This is a genomic window from Pseudomonas abieticivorans, from assembly GCF_023509015.1.
Classification (GTDB): Bacteria; Pseudomonadota; Gammaproteobacteria; order Pseudomonadales; family Pseudomonadaceae; genus Aquipseudomonas; species Aquipseudomonas abieticivorans.
Genome location: NZ_CP094975.1, coordinates 5,525,400 through 5,539,954, shown reverse-complemented (window position 1 = coordinate 5,539,954; position 14,555 = coordinate 5,525,400). Strand labels below are relative to the sequence as shown.

General features: G+C 64.0%; 15 protein-coding genes. 6 read left to right on the top strand and 9 right to left on the bottom strand.

From position 1 onward, the window contains the following. Positions 1-203 precede the first annotated feature (203 nt). Positions 204-1,448, top strand: a complete 1,245-nt coding sequence (locus tag L9B60_RS25185) for a GAF domain-containing sensor histidine kinase (protein ID WP_249673682.1) — start codon at positions 204-206, stop codon at positions 1,446-1,448. A gap of 13 nt (positions 1,449-1,461) precedes the next feature. Beyond that, complete coding sequence (locus L9B60_RS25180) at positions 1,462-2,205, top strand: response regulator transcription factor (RefSeq protein ID WP_249673681.1); 744 nt, start codon at positions 1,462-1,464, stop codon at positions 2,203-2,205. A 191-nt stretch (positions 2,206-2,396) separates the two neighbouring features. Here L9B60_RS25180 and L9B60_RS25175 read toward each other — a convergent pair whose 3' ends face one another. The 4 genes from L9B60_RS25175 to araD1 form a co-directional block, all read right to left on the bottom strand. Further along, positions 2,397-3,983 (bottom strand): aldehyde dehydrogenase (NADP(+)), encoded by a 1,587-nt coding sequence (locus tag L9B60_RS25175; RefSeq protein ID WP_249673680.1) that lies wholly within the window; start codon positions 3,981-3,983, stop codon positions 2,397-2,399. Positions 3,984-4,008: 25 nt separating this feature from the next. Next, positions 4,009-5,565, bottom strand: a complete 1,557-nt coding sequence (locus L9B60_RS25170; protein ID WP_249673679.1) for a UxaA family hydrolase — start codon at positions 5,563-5,565, stop codon at positions 4,009-4,011. A gap of 28 nt (positions 5,566-5,593) precedes the next feature. Next, positions 5,594-6,913, bottom strand: coding sequence for an MFS transporter (locus L9B60_RS25165; protein ID WP_249673678.1), 1,320 nt, complete (start codon positions 6,911-6,913; stop codon positions 5,594-5,596). A gap of 67 nt (positions 6,914-6,980) precedes the next feature. Then, positions 6,981-7,979, bottom strand: coding sequence for an AraD1 family protein (gene araD1 / locus L9B60_RS25160; RefSeq protein ID WP_249673677.1), 999 nt, complete (start codon positions 7,977-7,979; stop codon positions 6,981-6,983). Positions 7,980-8,109: 130 nt separating this feature from the next. On the opposite strand from araD1, the gene L9B60_RS25155 reads away from it, so the two are divergent. The 3 genes from L9B60_RS25155 to L9B60_RS25145 all read left to right on the top strand — a co-directional run bounded on the left by L9B60_RS25155 (position 8,110) and on the right by L9B60_RS25145 (position 10,107). Beyond that, on the top strand, positions 8,110-9,051 hold the full coding sequence (locus L9B60_RS25155) for a LysR family transcriptional regulator (protein ID WP_249673676.1): 942 nt from the start codon (positions 8,110-8,112) through the stop codon (positions 9,049-9,051). Between the two features lie 83 nt (positions 9,052-9,134). After that, the gene (locus L9B60_RS25150; RefSeq protein WP_249673675.1) at positions 9,135-9,536 is read left to right on the top strand and encodes a hypothetical protein; all 402 of its coding nucleotides are present in this window, start codon (positions 9,135-9,137) and stop codon (positions 9,534-9,536) included. A 34-nt stretch (positions 9,537-9,570) separates the two neighbouring features. Next, positions 9,571-10,107, top strand: a complete 537-nt coding sequence (locus tag L9B60_RS25145) for a cysteine hydrolase family protein (RefSeq protein ID WP_249673674.1) — start codon at positions 9,571-9,573, stop codon at positions 10,105-10,107. Between the two features lie 39 nt (positions 10,108-10,146). On the opposite strand, the gene L9B60_RS25140 is transcribed toward L9B60_RS25145, so the two are convergent. The 4 genes from L9B60_RS25140 to L9B60_RS25125 all read right to left on the bottom strand — a co-directional run bounded on the left by L9B60_RS25140 (position 10,147) and on the right by L9B60_RS25125 (position 12,166). Next, positions 10,147-10,740, bottom strand: coding sequence for a 2-hydroxychromene-2-carboxylate isomerase (locus L9B60_RS25140; RefSeq protein ID WP_249673673.1), 594 nt, complete (start codon positions 10,738-10,740; stop codon positions 10,147-10,149). Positions 10,741-10,776: 36 nt separating this feature from the next. Further along, a complete protein-coding gene (locus L9B60_RS25135; RefSeq protein WP_249673672.1) occupies positions 10,777-11,511 on the bottom strand; it encodes an SDR family oxidoreductase in 735 nt (244 codons plus the stop codon). Between the two features lie 84 nt (positions 11,512-11,595). Continuing rightward, positions 11,596-11,829: a hypothetical protein gene (locus L9B60_RS25130; protein ID WP_249673671.1), complete on the bottom strand. Its 234-nt coding sequence runs from the start codon at positions 11,827-11,829 to the stop codon at positions 11,596-11,598. Continuing rightward, positions 11,813-12,166, bottom strand: coding sequence for a TetR/AcrR family transcriptional regulator (locus L9B60_RS25125; RefSeq protein WP_249673670.1), 354 nt, complete (start codon positions 12,164-12,166; stop codon positions 11,813-11,815). Before L9B60_RS25125 ends, L9B60_RS25130 begins: the two co-directional genes overlap by 17 nt. Positions 12,167-12,325: 159 nt before the next feature. Between L9B60_RS25125 and ada the strand changes: the two genes are divergently transcribed. Beyond that, positions 12,326-13,405: a bifunctional DNA-binding transcriptional regulator/O6-methylguanine-DNA methyltransferase Ada gene (gene ada, locus L9B60_RS25120; protein WP_249673669.1), complete on the top strand. Its 1,080-nt coding sequence runs from the start codon at positions 12,326-12,328 to the stop codon at positions 13,403-13,405. On the opposite strand, the gene L9B60_RS25115 is transcribed toward ada, so the two are convergent. Beyond that, positions 13,395-14,396: a hypothetical protein gene (locus L9B60_RS25115; protein ID WP_249673668.1), complete on the bottom strand. Its 1,002-nt coding sequence runs from the start codon at positions 14,394-14,396 to the stop codon at positions 13,395-13,397. The genes ada and L9B60_RS25115 overlap by 11 nt on opposite strands. Positions 14,397-14,555: the final 159 nt, after the last annotated feature.

Genomic DNA, 14,555 nt, shown 5'->3' with positions numbered 1-14,555 from the left:
ATTACTGAAACTACGCCCTCAGTCTGCTCTGGCGATGAGCCCACTGTCTGTGGCGTTGCTGCACACTTGACACCCTTTGTTCGCACATTACCTGCGGGATCGCGCAAAAGTATCGCGCATCAGCGCAACGTTTTGCCAAGGCCAGGGTTGGCCTTTGGGTCATACTGTGGCGGCCTCTCCCATAAAAACAAAAGGCACTGCCCATGGCACCCAGAGCCCCGATCGCGGCCGAACATGTGCTGCACCATTTTCTCGGTATCTCCCGCGCCCTGGCCGGTCGCCTGGATTTTCAGTCGATGATCGACGCGGTGTCCGAAGAGATCCGCTTCATCCTGCCCCACGACCACCTGGACGTGAGCCTGATCCTGGACGGCCACAGCCATCTGTCGGCCTACGAGACCGGCGTGCACACCTCCTGGAGCGATTTTGCCGTGCACCCGCTGCCCATCGCGCAAAGCCCGATCCGCGCGCTGTTGCTGGGCGAGGAGGCGTATATCCTCAGCGATGACGCCATGAACGATGAGCGCTTCCGGTTCCCCGGCGCCCTCAACCACCCGATTTTCGATGCGCGCCTGCGCAGCCGCCTGCACGTGCCGTTGCGCGCCCGCGGCGAGGTGATGGGTGCACTCAGCTGCTCCAAGCACACCGCCCACTATTACACCCTGGACGACGTGCGCCACACCCAGCACGTGGCTGACCTGTTGGCGTCCTACCTGTATGCCTTGCGCCAAACCGACAAGGCCAAGCAGTTGGCCATCGCCCAGGCGCAGATCCGCGCCCGCGAAGAAGGCTTGCGCCTGGGCGTGCTACGCCTGACCGAGGAGCTTGAGAACGAACGCCAGCGCATCGGCATGGACCTGCACGACCAGACCCTGGCCGACATGACCCGCCTGCACCGGCGCATCGGCCGCCTGCAACTGCAAGACAGCGTACCGGGCAGCGAGCTTGCGCCCATCAGCCTGGCCCTGCAGGAAAGCATGCAAGAGTTGCGGCTGATCATCGATGCGGTCAAACCCACAGTGCTGCAGTTGTTCGGCTTTGAAGAAGGCCTGGAAGACCTGCTGCTGCGCAGCGTGCGCAACAGCGGCCTGGCCATCGCCACCCACCTGCACGACAGCACCGAAGGGCTGGGCAACCGCTTGGCCGAGGCGCAGCAGATCGCCCTGTTCCGCATCATCCAGGAAGCGGTGAACAACGCCATCAAACATGCCGCACCGGGCTCGATCACCGTGAACATCACCGCCACCGACAGCCATCTGCACTTGACCATCCTGGATGACGGGCTGGGCCTGGACAGCGCCAGCCGCCTGGAAACCGGGGGCATCAAGAACATGCAAGTGCGTGCGCAACTGCTCAGCGCCCAGGTCCAGATCGACAAAGGGCCCCATGGCAAAGGCACCTGCGTGCAGGTCAGCCTGCCACTGCCGCCCTCGCCCGAACCGCTTTGAAAAGAGAGAAACCATGGACATCCTGCTGATCGAAGACGACCCCGTGCACCGCGCCTTCCTCAAGGAAGTGATTGAGGTGGCCTTGCCCGAATGCACCCGCCTGCTGGAGGCCGAGGACGGCCAGGTGGGCGAACGGCTGGCCCAGGAGTTTGGCGTTACCCACGTGGTGATGGACCTGCAGATGCCCCGCCGTACCGGAGTGGAGGCAGCACGCTCGATCTGGCGTGACCGCCCGGAGACGTCGATCATGTTCTGGTCCAACTACGCCGACGAAGCCTATGTGCGGGGTATTTCGCGCATCGTGCCAGAGGGCGCCGCCTACGGTTACATCCTCAAGACCGCTTCCGAAGAGCGCTTGCGCCTGGCGCTGCGCAGCCTGTTCATCGAACAGCAATGCGTGATCGATCGCGAGGTGCGCGGCGTGCAGCAAAAAAGCCAGAACCATTTGCTGGGCCTGACCGACACCGAATACGAAGTGCTGCAGGACATCGCCTTGGGGCTGACCGACCGCACCATTGCCCAGCGCCGCAACCTGTCGCTGCGCAGCGTGCAGAACCGCTTGCAGCAACTGTACGAGAAACTGGGGGTGCGCCAGCCGCTGGAGGAAAGCGACGGCAACCCGGCGTTCAACCTCAGGGCACGGGCGGTGAACGTGGCGTTGCTGCGCAAATTGCTCAACCGAACGGCGCTGGAACAGGCGGAGATCGAGTTGCAGGAGTGGTTGAAGAATCCGCGGTTTGATTACCTACAGCGCTAATACCCCCCACACAAGCGCCGGCCCGGTTTATCCGCAAAGGGCCGACGCCGCTTGGGTTGGACCGGTGTCCAACGTCAGGGGCGCAGTTCACGCCTGTAGGAGCGGATTTATCCGCGAAGCAGTCGACACCGCTTGCCTGACACACTGCGGTGCCCTTTTCGCGGATGAATCCGCTCCTACTGTAGCGGCGTTCAGCGAATGACTCGCTCGGCACTGGCGTGGCCATTCAGTAACCGCACAACCCCCAACGGGTTGCCATCCTTCAGCGCATCGGGCAACAAACTGTCCGGGTAATTCTGATAGCACACCGGCCGCAAAAACCGATCGATCGCCAAGGTGCCCACCGACGTCCCGCGTGCATCGGACGTCGCCGGGTAAGGCCCGCCGTGCACCATGGCATCACACACCTCGACCCCGGTCGGGTAACCATTGAGCAACAGCCGCCCGGCCTTGTGCTCCAGCACCGGCACCAGGTCGGCGAAGGCCACCAGGTCGTCGGGCTCGGCAATCAACGTGGCCGTCAACTGGCCGTGCAAGCTGTGCAACGCTTGCAGCAATTGCGCCTTGTCAGCCACTTCGACCAGGATCGTGGTCGGCCCGAACACCTCTTCCTGCAGCACTTCGTTGCCCTTGAGCAACAGGCTGGCATCGGCCTGGAACAACTGCGGGCAGGCCTGGTTGCCCGATTGTGCCGTGCCCGCCAGGTGGCGAACACCCGGTGTGGCGCCCAAGCGGTCAAGGCCCTTGGCGTAGCTGACCAGGCCACCGGCATTGAGCAGCGTCTGCGCCGGTTGGGCACTGAAGTACTCGGCCAAACCTTGCGCGAAGGCACTGAACGCCTCGCCGCGAATGCCCAGTACCAACCCAGGGCTGGTGCAGAACTGCCCTGCCCCCATCATCACCGATGCCCCCAGTTCGCTGGCGATGTTCGCCCCGCGAAGCTGTAGCGCCTGGGGCAGCACCAGGATAGGGTTGATGCTCGACATCTCGGCAAACACCGGAATCGGCTGCGCCCGTGCCGCCGCCATGTCGCACAGCGCGCGGCCACCGGCCAGTGAGCCGGTAAAGCCCACGGCCTGGATCGCCGGGTGCTTGACCAACGCCGCGCCCACACCGCCGCCGTAGATCATGTTGAACACGCCCGCCGGCATCTCGGTGCGCTGCGCCGCGCGCAGGATGGCCAGGGCCACATATTCAGCGGTTGCCATGTGCCCGCCGTGGGCCTTGAACACCACTGGGCAACCGGCGGCCAAGGCCGCTGCGGTATCGCCACCGGCGGTGGAAAACGCCAGCGGAAAGTTGCTGGCCCCAAACACCGCCACCGGGCCTACGCCCAAGCGGCATTGGCGCAGGTCTACGCGCGGCAGCGGCTTGCGCTCCGGCAGCGCGGTGTCGATGCGCGCACCGTAAAAGTCACCCCGACGCAACACTTGGGCAAACAAGCGCATTTGCCCGCTGGTACGCCCACGCTCACCCTGGATACGGCCGGCAGGCAGCGCGGTTTCACGGCACACGGTGGCGACGAAATCATCGCCCAAGGCGTCGATCTCGTCGGCGATGGCGTCCAGAAATTCGGCACGGCGCACCGCTGGCAAGCTGCGATACGCCGGGTACGCCTGGGCAGCCACGATGGCTGCGGCGTCCACTTCAGCTTCGCTGGCTTGTACAAAATAATACGGCAAAGCCTCGCCAGTGCTGGCATCCAGGCTTTGCAGTTTTACGCTGCCGGCGCCGCTGCGCTGGCCGCCGATAAAGTTGAGTCCGCTAATCTGAGTCATGTGTGCTCCTGGGTTGTATGGCCGATCAGGTGATGGCACCGATCTGCCACGGCACGAATTCGTTCTGGCCGTAGCCGTGCTGTTCGCTTTTGCTGCGCTCGCCGGAGGCAATGCGCAACATCAGGCGGTAGATGTGCTCGCCGCGCTCCTCAATGGTCATGCTGCCGTCGGCGATGCCGCCGCAGTTCACGTCCATGTCTTCCTCCTGGGTTTCCCACAGGCGCGTGTTGGTTGCCAGTTTGATCGATGGCGACGGCGCACAGCCGTAGGCCGAGCCACGGCCGGTGGTAAAGGCGATCAGGTTGGCACCACCGGCGACTTGGCCGGTGGCCGAAATCGGGTCGTAGCCGGGGGTGTCCATGAACACCAGGCCGTGGGCCTTCACCGTTTCGGCGTACTCATACACGTCAACCAGGTCGCTGGAACCGGCCTTGGCCACCGCCCCCAGGGATTTTTCCAGGATGGTGGTCAGGCCCCCGGCCTTGTTGCCGGCCGATGGATTGTTGTTGAGTTCGGCGTTCATGCGCTCGCAGTAAGCTTCCCACCAGTGGATGCGGCTGATCAGTTTCTCGCCCACCGCCTGGCTGACGGCGCGGCGCGTGAGCAGGTGTTCGGCGCCATAAATTTCCGGGGTTTCGGAAAGGATCGCGGTGCCACCGGCGGCGACCAGTCGGTCTACCGCATTGCCCAGGGCTGGGTTGGCGGTGATCCCGGAATAGCCATCGGAGCCGCCGCATTGCAGGCCGATGATCAGGTGCTTGGCACTCACCGGTTCGCGCTGCACGCGATTGGCCTCGCCCAGCAGCTCGTTGACTTGGGCAATACCGCTGGCGATGGTCTTGGACGTACCACCGGTGCCCTGGATGGTGAAGGCGCGCAGGAACTCGCCCTTCTCCAGGCCCTGAGCCTTGAGCAGGTCGCTGATCTGGTTGGTTTCGCAACCCAGGCCAATCATCAGCACAGAGGCAAAGTTGGGATGGATGGCGTAGCCGCCCAGGGTCCGTTGCAGCATGGCCAGCGCCTCGCCACCGGGATCGACCGCGCAGCCGAAACTGTGAGTCAAGGCCACCACGCCATCGACGTTGGGGTAGTCCGCCAACGCCTGTGGGTTGATGTCGCGCCTAAAGTGGTCGGCAATCGCCTTGGCCACGGTGGCCGAGCAGTTGACCGAGGTCAGGATGCCCACGTAGTTGCGGGTGGCCACGCGGCCATCGGCGCGCACGATGCCCATGAAGGTGTCCTCGGTGCGCACCGCGCTGCCACGCGCGTCGACACCAAAGGCGTAGTCTCGGGAAAAATCACCCATGGCCAGGTTATGTACGTGCACGTGCTGACCAGCCTTGATCGGCTGGCTGGCAAAGCCAATGATCTGCCCGTAGCGGCGCAGCGGCTGGCCCACTTCGATGTCGTGGGTGGCGATCTTGTGCCCGGAAGGGATCGCGTCCTGCGCGACCAGGCCTTCCACGGCCAGTTCCAATCCCTTGGGCAGCGGTTGGCGGGCAATCAGTACGTCATCCAGCGGGTTGAGCCGGATCACGGCGTTGGCAACGCTTTGGTTGCCTGTTGTCGTTATGAGTTGCATCACGGTGTCCTCGAAATAATACAGCGGCTCAGGCCAAGCCGCGCTCGCGGTAGTCGATCAGGGCGGAGAACAGCGCCAGGCCCACGGCCATGAACACGAAGAAGATCAACGCCAGGAAATACGAATCGGTGAACTGCACGATCAGGCCGATGAGGATCGGCACGATCACCCCGACCATGTTGCCGCAGAAGTTCATGCTGCCGCCCAGCACACCAGCCTTGCTCTTGCCACCCAGGATGGCCGGCAGGCACCAGTACATGCCGCACCAGCGGATGAAGAACAGCGCCACGCACAGCAACGAAATCACGGCCACGGCGTCAGGCGTGTAGGCCACCACCAGGATGCACAGCGCGGCGATCACGGCCGAGCCGCCAAACATGCTGCGCATGACGGTGTTGGGGGATGCGCCAGCGCCTTTCCACTTGTCGGCCAGCCAGCCGCCACACAGCTCGCCAATGAAGCCACACATGAAGATCAAGAAGGTCGCGCCACCCATGGCCTTGATGTCCAGGTTGTGCACCTTGTGCAGGTAGCTCGGCATCCAGGTCAGCAGGCCGTAGAACACGCTGTTGTAGCAGGCGTAGCCGGCGAACATGGCCAACACCGAACGGCTTTTGAGCAAGTCCTTGAGGATTGCCGTGCGCTCACCATGGGTCTTTTTCGCTTCGTCGTTGGCGTCGGTAATGTAGGCCAGTTCAGCCGCGTTGACCTTGGGGTGCTCGGCCGGGTTGTTGCGGATGTACCACCAGGCCCACACGCCAACGACCATGGTGCCGATACCGGCAATGAAGAAGGCGATGCGCCAGGAATCGAACCAGGTGATCAGCCCTGCGATGATGATCGCACCCAAGGCTGTGCCCAGCGGGGCGCCGCCGTCGACCAGGGTCGCGCCACGGCCACGCTCGTTAGGGGTGAGCCAGGCGCCGTTGAGTTTGGCGCCGGCCGGCATGATCGGCGACTCGGCCACGCCCAGGCCGATGCGGGTGGCCAGCAGCATCATCCAGTTGTGCGCCCCGCCCGCGATGGCCTGGAAAAAGCCCCAGCCCACGGTGGCGACGCCGACGATGTTGCGCACCTGGAAACGGTCCAGCAGCATGCCGCCGGGGATCTGCATCAAGGCGTACGACCAGAAAAATGCGCTGAGCATCAGGCCTTCCAGGGCCGGGGTCATCTCGAACTCAGTGGAAATCAGCGGCATGGCCACCGACAACGAAGCACGGTCGATGTAGTTGATCGCCGACAACAGCAGCAAGATCAGGAAGATGCGCCAGCGCACGGTGGTCGGGCGCGAGGTGTCAACGTGGGCGGCGGCCTTGAGCGGCGCGGCCGATACAGGACTGGTTTTCATGCTCGTCTCGCTATTTTTATGGTTGTTATACGGCGCTGGCAGGCCCGCCTGCGGGCCTGCAAGGCGATCAGAGCGCGCTGACTTGCCCGGCACCCAGTTCCGGCTCGCCCACTTGAATGCTGTTGATCAGCGGCGCGCCAAACTCGCTCATGCTGATCTCGAAACGGTCGCCGGCCTGGGTCTTGATGTTGTCGGCCACCGACAGCGTCGCGGTGCCGAAAAAGTGCACGTGCACGTCACCGGGGCGCAGGAACTGCTTGTATTTGAAATGATGGTACTCAAGGTTTTCCAGGCTGTGGCACATATTGTCCTCGCCGCTGAGAAACTCTTTTTCCCACACCACTTCCTCGCCGCGGCGGATACGGCTGACGCCGGCCAGGTGACGCGGCAATTCGCCCACCCGCAGCTCCGGGCCGTAGGAGCAATTGCGCAGCTTGGAGTGCGCCAGGTACAGGTAGTTGCGACGCTCCATCACGTGGTCGGAGAACTCGTTGCCCAAGGCAAAGCCCACGCGATAAGGCTTGCCGTCATCGCCCACCACGTAAAGGCCGGTCAGCTCCGGCTCTTCACCGGCGTCCTCGGCGAAGGTCGGCGACTGGAAGGCCTGCCCCGGGCGCACGACGATCGAGCCATCGCCCTTGTAGAACCATTCCGGCTGCACGCCCACGGTGCCCGCTGCAGGGCGGCCGCCCTCGATGCCCCACTGGAAGATCCGCGCGGTATCGGTCAGGGCGGCTTGGTCGGCGATGTTCTGCTGGTGCATTTTGTCGCGGGTCGAGGCGCTGCCCAGGTGAGTCAGGCCGGTGCCACTGACCAGGCAGTGGGCCGGGTCTTCGTGGTCCAGCGGCGGCAGCACGCGGCCTTCTTGCAGCGCCAGGCGGTAACTGTGTTCGCTGGCGTGGGTGCCACGGACGAGCACTTCATCGACCAGGCCGCGGCCTTGGCGGATGGCGCTCAGGGCCAGTTCGCGGGTGCTTGGGGTGGCGTTGACCACTTGGATCAGGTCGCCGTCGATCACGCCGACGTGACGCTGGCCTTGCGGGGTTTGGAATTGGATCAAGCGCATGGTGATCGCTCTCTACTGATTGTTGTTATGGGCGGCCCTTGGCGAACCTTGTGGCGATCACTTTAATTTTTGTACGCGATGCTGCCTAATGAGAACTGCTGATTGAGCGATAACTGTTAGTGATCACCCTATGCTGCCCTCCCTCACCACCATCATTTCCCGCTTGCGTCTCAAGCAACTGCGCTTGTTGATTGCCCTGGACGAGTTCGGCTCGCTGCACAAGGCCGCCGAGTCCATCGCCATCACCCAGCCCGGCGCCACCAAGGCCCTGCACGAGATCGAGTCGACCCTGGGCTCGACCCTGTTCGAGCGCACCAGCAAGGGCCTGGAGGCCAACGACCTGGGCCGTTGCGTGATTCGTTATGCACGGCTGATCCACACCGACGTGGCGCACCTGCGCGAAGAGATGCTCGGCATACTGCAGGGGCACGGCGGGCGCCTGTCGATCGGGGTGATCATGGGCGCGGTGCCCAGCCTGGTGGAAAGCCTGGCGCGGTTGCGGGTCAAGCAGCCGCAACTGTCGTTCGAGATCGTCGAGGACACCAGCGCACGCCTGCTGACGCTGCTCGACGAGGGCCGCCTGGATTTGGCGATCTGCCGGACCAGTGTGAGCAAACGCCCGGCGGCTTACGACTGCCGCTATCGCGACCAGGAGCCGCTGATCGTGGTCGCCCACCCCCTGCACCCACTGGCCGCGCATGCCGACCTGAGCTTGAGCGATCTGGCCGATTCGCGCTGGGTGGTGTTCCCGGTGAACATGCCGATGCGCCTGACCCTGGAACGCGAGTTCCGCGAGGCCGACCTGAGCTTCCCGCTGTACCCAATCGAAACCTCGTCCACTTTCACCACCTTGTCGCTGCTGCTGCAAGACCCCAACCTGGTGGCGGTGATGCCCCTGGACGTGGCGCAGATGGCCGTCGACCACGGCATGCTGGTGCAGTTGCCGCTGGAGCTGACCTCGCGCAGCGAGCCTTACGAGATTGTCACCCGCCATGGGGTGGCCCTGACCGTGCCCACGCAACTGTTGATCGATGAGTTGACGGCCCTGCCCCCCGGGCATTCGCCTGTGTAGCATCGGCGGTCCAGCGCCCACGGGCCCTGTAGGCGCGGATTTATCCGCGCCTACAGGGCCCGTGGGCGCCATGCTGTTGAACCATGACAACCCCTATCGCGCCCCGCCCCATCTGCCCACCTGGCGCCTGCATTTGCGGGCTGGAAGGCTTGCTGGACACCACTGACGCGGACTTGCGTATCCTGCGACTGACCCGTCTTGAAGAGAAGAAACTGATCGCACGCCTGGAGGCCATTGAGTCGCTGGCCGAGCTTGAGCGCCTGCAGTTCAAAATGCAGGAGCAACTGGGCATTCGCCTGGACATCACCCCCAGCCATAACGAGGTGCGCAGCTTTCGCGGCATCGGCATCACCGTGCTCGAGCTGCCAGGGCTGTGCCGCAAGACGCGCCAAAACATCCCCGCCGCCATACGCCGCGCCTTGGACAAACACCCGGAAATTATCTACGCGCTGTTGAACGCCAACGACCTGCTGCGCGACGCCTGATACCCTAAGCGTTTTCGCCCAGGGGAACAGGTACATGAGCACCGCATTGCTGATCATCGACGTCCAGGTTGGCCTGTGCACGGGGGCTGACGCCGCCTTCGAGATCGACCGCGTGATCGCCAATCTCAACCAGGTCAGCACGCAAGCCCGTAGCGTCGGCGCACCGGTGGTGCTGATCCAACATGAAGAGCCCAGCGGCACGCTGAAGGTCGACAGCCCCGGCTGGCAATTGGCGCACGGCCTGCACACCGCACCAAACGATGTGCGCATACACAAGACCACCCCGGATTCGTTTTTGCGCACCAGCCTGTTGGCGCAATTGCAGGCCAAAGGCATCACCCGCCTGGTGATCGGTGGGTTGCAGAGCGAATTTTGCGTCGACTCCACCACCCGCATGGCGTTGGCCCTGGGATTTGACGTGGTACTGTTGGCGGATGGGCATTCCACGGTAGACAACGGCGTGCTGACGGCCGCGCAGATCAGTGCGCACCACACTATGACGCTGGGCAATCTGAGCAGTTTTGGCAAGCGGGCGTTGGTGGTGGCTGCCAACGACGTGGTAATCGCCTGATGCAGCTGCGTCGCCTGCCGCGGCAGGCGACGCACAGGTTCACCTTGCCAGTGCCGCTTGCACGAAATCCAACCGATCCTGCCCAAAAAACATCTCATCGCCCACAAAAAACGTCGGCGCGCCAAACACCCCGCGCTGCACGGCCTCTGCGGTATCGGCCTTGAGCCGGTCCTTGACCGCCTGCTCGGTTGACTGCGCCAGCACCTGTTGCGGATCAAAGCCGGCGTCGCTCAACACCTGGCCCACCACCGCCAAGTCACCCATGTTGCGCTCGGCCTCCCACAGGGCGGTGAAATTGGCCGCCAGGTAAGCCTCCAGGCGCTGCGGCTGGTACTGCGCCACCGCCACCACCGCACGCATCAGGCCCAAGGTGTTGATCGGGAAATACGGGTTGAAGCGCATCGGCACCTGGTAGCGCCGGGCAAAGCGCGCCATGTCCTGCTGGGTGTAGCGGCCCTTGGCGGGGATGGCTGCGGGCGAAGCATTGCCGGTGGCCTGGAACACCCCGCCCAGCAGCATGGGCCGGTAGATCAGGGTGGCCCCGGCCTTGGCGCACATGCCCGGCAGTTGGGTCCAGGCCAGGTACGACGCAGGGCTACCCAGATCAAAGAAAAACTCGACGCTTTGGCTCATGGAAACTCCTTGGATAAACAGGTTGGCGTAGCAGGCTTACCAGCGTTCCATGTAAGGGCGCAGGTCGAGTTCGAAGGTCCAGGCATCCCGTGGCTGGGCGTGCAAAAACCAGTAGTTATCGGCGATGTGCTCGGGGTTCAGGATGCCGTCCTGGTCTTTCAGGGCGTAGCGTTCAGGAAAGCTGTCGCGGATGAAGTCGGTGTCGATGGCACCGTCCACCACCACGTGGGCCACGTGAATATTGCGCGGCCCCAGCTCCCTGGCCATGCTCTGCGCCAGGGCCCGGATGCCATGCTTGGCACCGGCGAAGGCGGCGAAATTGGCCGCCCCGCGCAGCCCGGCCGTGGCGCCGGTAAACACAATCGTGCCGCGCCCGCGGGTGACCATGCGCCGGGCCACCGCCTGGCCGGTCAAGAACCCGGAAAAGCAGGCCATCTCCCAGATCTTGAAATACTTGCGCGCCGTCTCCTCAAGGATGCTGCACGGCACGTTGGCGCCGATGTTGAACACGAAGGCTTCGATAGGGCCGATCTGGCTTTCGATCTGTTCAACCAGCGCGCTCACCTCCTCCTCTTTGCGCGCATCGGAGGCGAAACCATGGGCCTCACCGCCCTCGGCGCGGATAGCCTCCACCAGCGGCTGCAGCTTGTCGGCGCTGCGCCGGGTGACACAGGCCACATAGCCTTCGCGGGCAAAGCGCTTAGCGATGGCCCCGCCCGTGGCGTCGCCGGCGCCGATAACCAGTACCACTTTCTTGTCATTGTTGTGCATGGTGCCCCCTATTTACCGAACGATCGTTCCTTAAAGAACAATAAGCAGCCTGCTGGCAGGCGTCAAGCCCATCAAAGTGTAGTGTCAGGCGTTGGCGCTGTTGGCTTCGATGGTACGCACGGCGAATTGCCGGCAGGCCTGCAGCACCTGTTGCTGGCCCTGGGCACTGGCCATGCCGGCGGCCAGCATGATCGCGCCCACCTCAAGGGCCATCACCGCCCAGGCGGCCGGGTCGCCCACCACCTTGGCCATGTCCGCGTGCATGGTCGATACGCCCGCTTCGAAGGCCTGGCGCACCGGTTCATCGGCACGGGCCACTTCGCAGCTCAAGCGCGGCAGCACACACCCCCTGCTCGGCGTTGTCCAGATGCTCCTGACTCAGGTAAGCCTTGGTCTGCTTGATCAATTGGGTGCGCGAACTGTCCTGGCGACCGATCAGCAGCAGGCGCGAGCCTTCGAACTCCTGCTCGATGATGTCCTTGAGCAGTTCGCCCTTGGACGCGAAGTGATGGTAGAACGAGGAGCCTTTCAGCCCCGCAGCCCCCATCAGGCCGTCAACGCCCGTAGTGCCGAAGCCTTGCCGTTTGGCCAGGGCACCCGCGGCCTTCACCAGTCGCTCACGGGTCTGTGCCTTGTGTTGCGCGCTATAGCGCATGCGCACCTGCCTTTTCGAGAGTAAGAGGAACGATCGTTCCTTTAAGGCATTCATGCCCCCAAGCAGCGCAGGTGTCAAGTTTGACCGCAAGACTCGGAGTTTTTAGCCAACGTGGTTCCCATAAGCTGGGCCCAACGCGATACTTCAAGGACCGCCGCCATGGAAACCACCGTGCCTTTACCCACCCCCGAACAAGACCTGCGCTGGCAAGCCGTCGTTGCCCGTGACGCCAAGGCCGACGGGCTATTCGTGTACGCGGTGAAAACCACCGGGGTGTACTGCCGCCCCAGCAGCACCGCCAGGCTGCCACGCCGGGAAAATGTCGAGTTCTACGACAGCGCGGCCCAAGCCGAAGCGGCAGGCTACCGGCCCAGTAAGCGCTCGGGCGCCGACCAGAGCAGCGTGGCCCGGCAACAGGCCGTGCGGGTGACCCAGGCCTGCCAACTGCTCGAACAGGCCCATACGCTGCCAAGCCTTGCCGAGCTTGCCCAGCAGGTGGGTTTGAGCCCGCACCACTTTCACCGCGTGTTCAAGGCCTGCACCGGGGTTACGCCCAAGGCCTATGCCGCCGCCATCCGGGCGCGGCGGATGCGCGAGCAGTTGGCCCAAGGTGGCTCGGTCACCGACGCGCTTTACCAGGCCGGCTTCAACGCCAACAGCCGCTTTTACGAAACGGCCGACGGGGTGCTGGGCATGAAGCCTGCCGACTATCGTGCAGGCGGCGCCAACACCGATATCCGCTTTGCCGTGGGCGAGTGTTCGCTGGGCTCGATTCTGGTTGCCCAGAGCGACCGCGGGGTGTGCGCGATCCTGCTGGGCGACGACCCGGACGCCTTGGCCCGCGAGCTGCAGGACCGCTTCCCCCGTGCGCACTTCAAGGGCGGCGAGGCGGCTTTCGAAGCGTTGATTGCCAAGGTGGTGGGCTTTATCGAAGCCCCCGCATTGGGCCTGGACCTGCCACTGGATGTGCGCGGCACCGCCTTTCAGGAACGTGTGTGGCAGGCCTTGCGCACCCTGCCCGTTGGCAGCACGGCCAGTTATGCCGAAATCGCCCGGATGATCGGGGCACCCCAGTCCTCGCGCGCCGTGGCCCAGGCCTGCGGGGCCAACCGCCTGGCGGTGGCGATCCCCTGCCACCGCGTGGTGCGCAGCGATGGCGGCTTGTCGGGCTACCGTTGGGGGGTGGAGCGCAAACGGTTGTTGCTGGCGCGCGAGGCACCCGCCCCACTCAACAACTGACCGTGCCTGCCGGGCAATTAGGCGCCAGCGCCGCCACGCTGGCCTCCACGGTCGTGGCCAGCCCGTATACCCCGGCCATCACTCCGGTGCTGGGGTTGTTCATCAACCTCAGCCAGGCCTGATCGAATGCGCCCCCCAGGTTGGCGCGCAGTTGCGATTCCATTTCCGGGCGTTCGCTTTCGTGCAGCATGGCGCGAATGCCGGCCACCCCCAAGGAAATCACCGAACCCACCACCCGCCCCGTCACGGCTGCCACGGCACCCGCAGCGCTGCGGCTGGCAAATTGCGCCTCGAGTTTTTCGCTGGTGCGCTTGGCCACCGGTGAGATGCCGGCCTGGGACAGGTCTGAGCCGGTGCCGCTGCGCACCTGGTTGATCAGCCCGGCGTACGCAGGTTGCGTGGCCAAGGGCTGGGCGTGCACCAGTTGGTAAAGGGATGCGCTCTGTTCAGGCGCCGCCTTGATCGCCGCTATCCGTTTGAGCCGTTGGCCGAACTGATCGACCGGCACGGCGTTTTGCTGGGCGATGACCGGCAACTGCGTGGCCATCAGTTGCACATAAAAATCGGCGGCCTGGGCCATGATCGCATCGGGTTCGGTTTCCACCGCCACGGGTGCCAGCACGCGGTCCTTGTACTGATCCTGCAGGTACACCGCCAGTCGGGTGCTGGCCGCATCCTGATCATGCCCGGCACTGATGCTGTACCAGGACACTTTCATGGCCAACCATTCCTGGGTCCAGTAACTGCTGAACCAGGGGATGAAGTTTTCATCGGTGCGCGCGTACACCAGCGTGCGCCAGTGCTCCATGGAACCACGGGCAAACACCCGCGCCTGGGCAGTGGCGTTTTGGGAGGCGGCCGCGATATCAGCATCCACCCGCTGCCAAGTCAGCGCAGGCACCACCACTGGCGGCGCCACCGGCCCGCGATTCACCCCGCTACAGCCGCCCAGCACCAGCAGCACGGCGACGATCAGCGAACATCGGTTCATGATCGTGCCTCCCCTCGCGCGCGGCCCAGATTCGTACCTATGAGTATAGGCGGCCAGGCGCTGAGTAAAGATCGTGTAACGTCACTTGAAGCCCGGCGCTACGGGGTTATGATCCAGGCTTAACCGAGAAGCAGGATGTCAACATGAATCATTCAACCG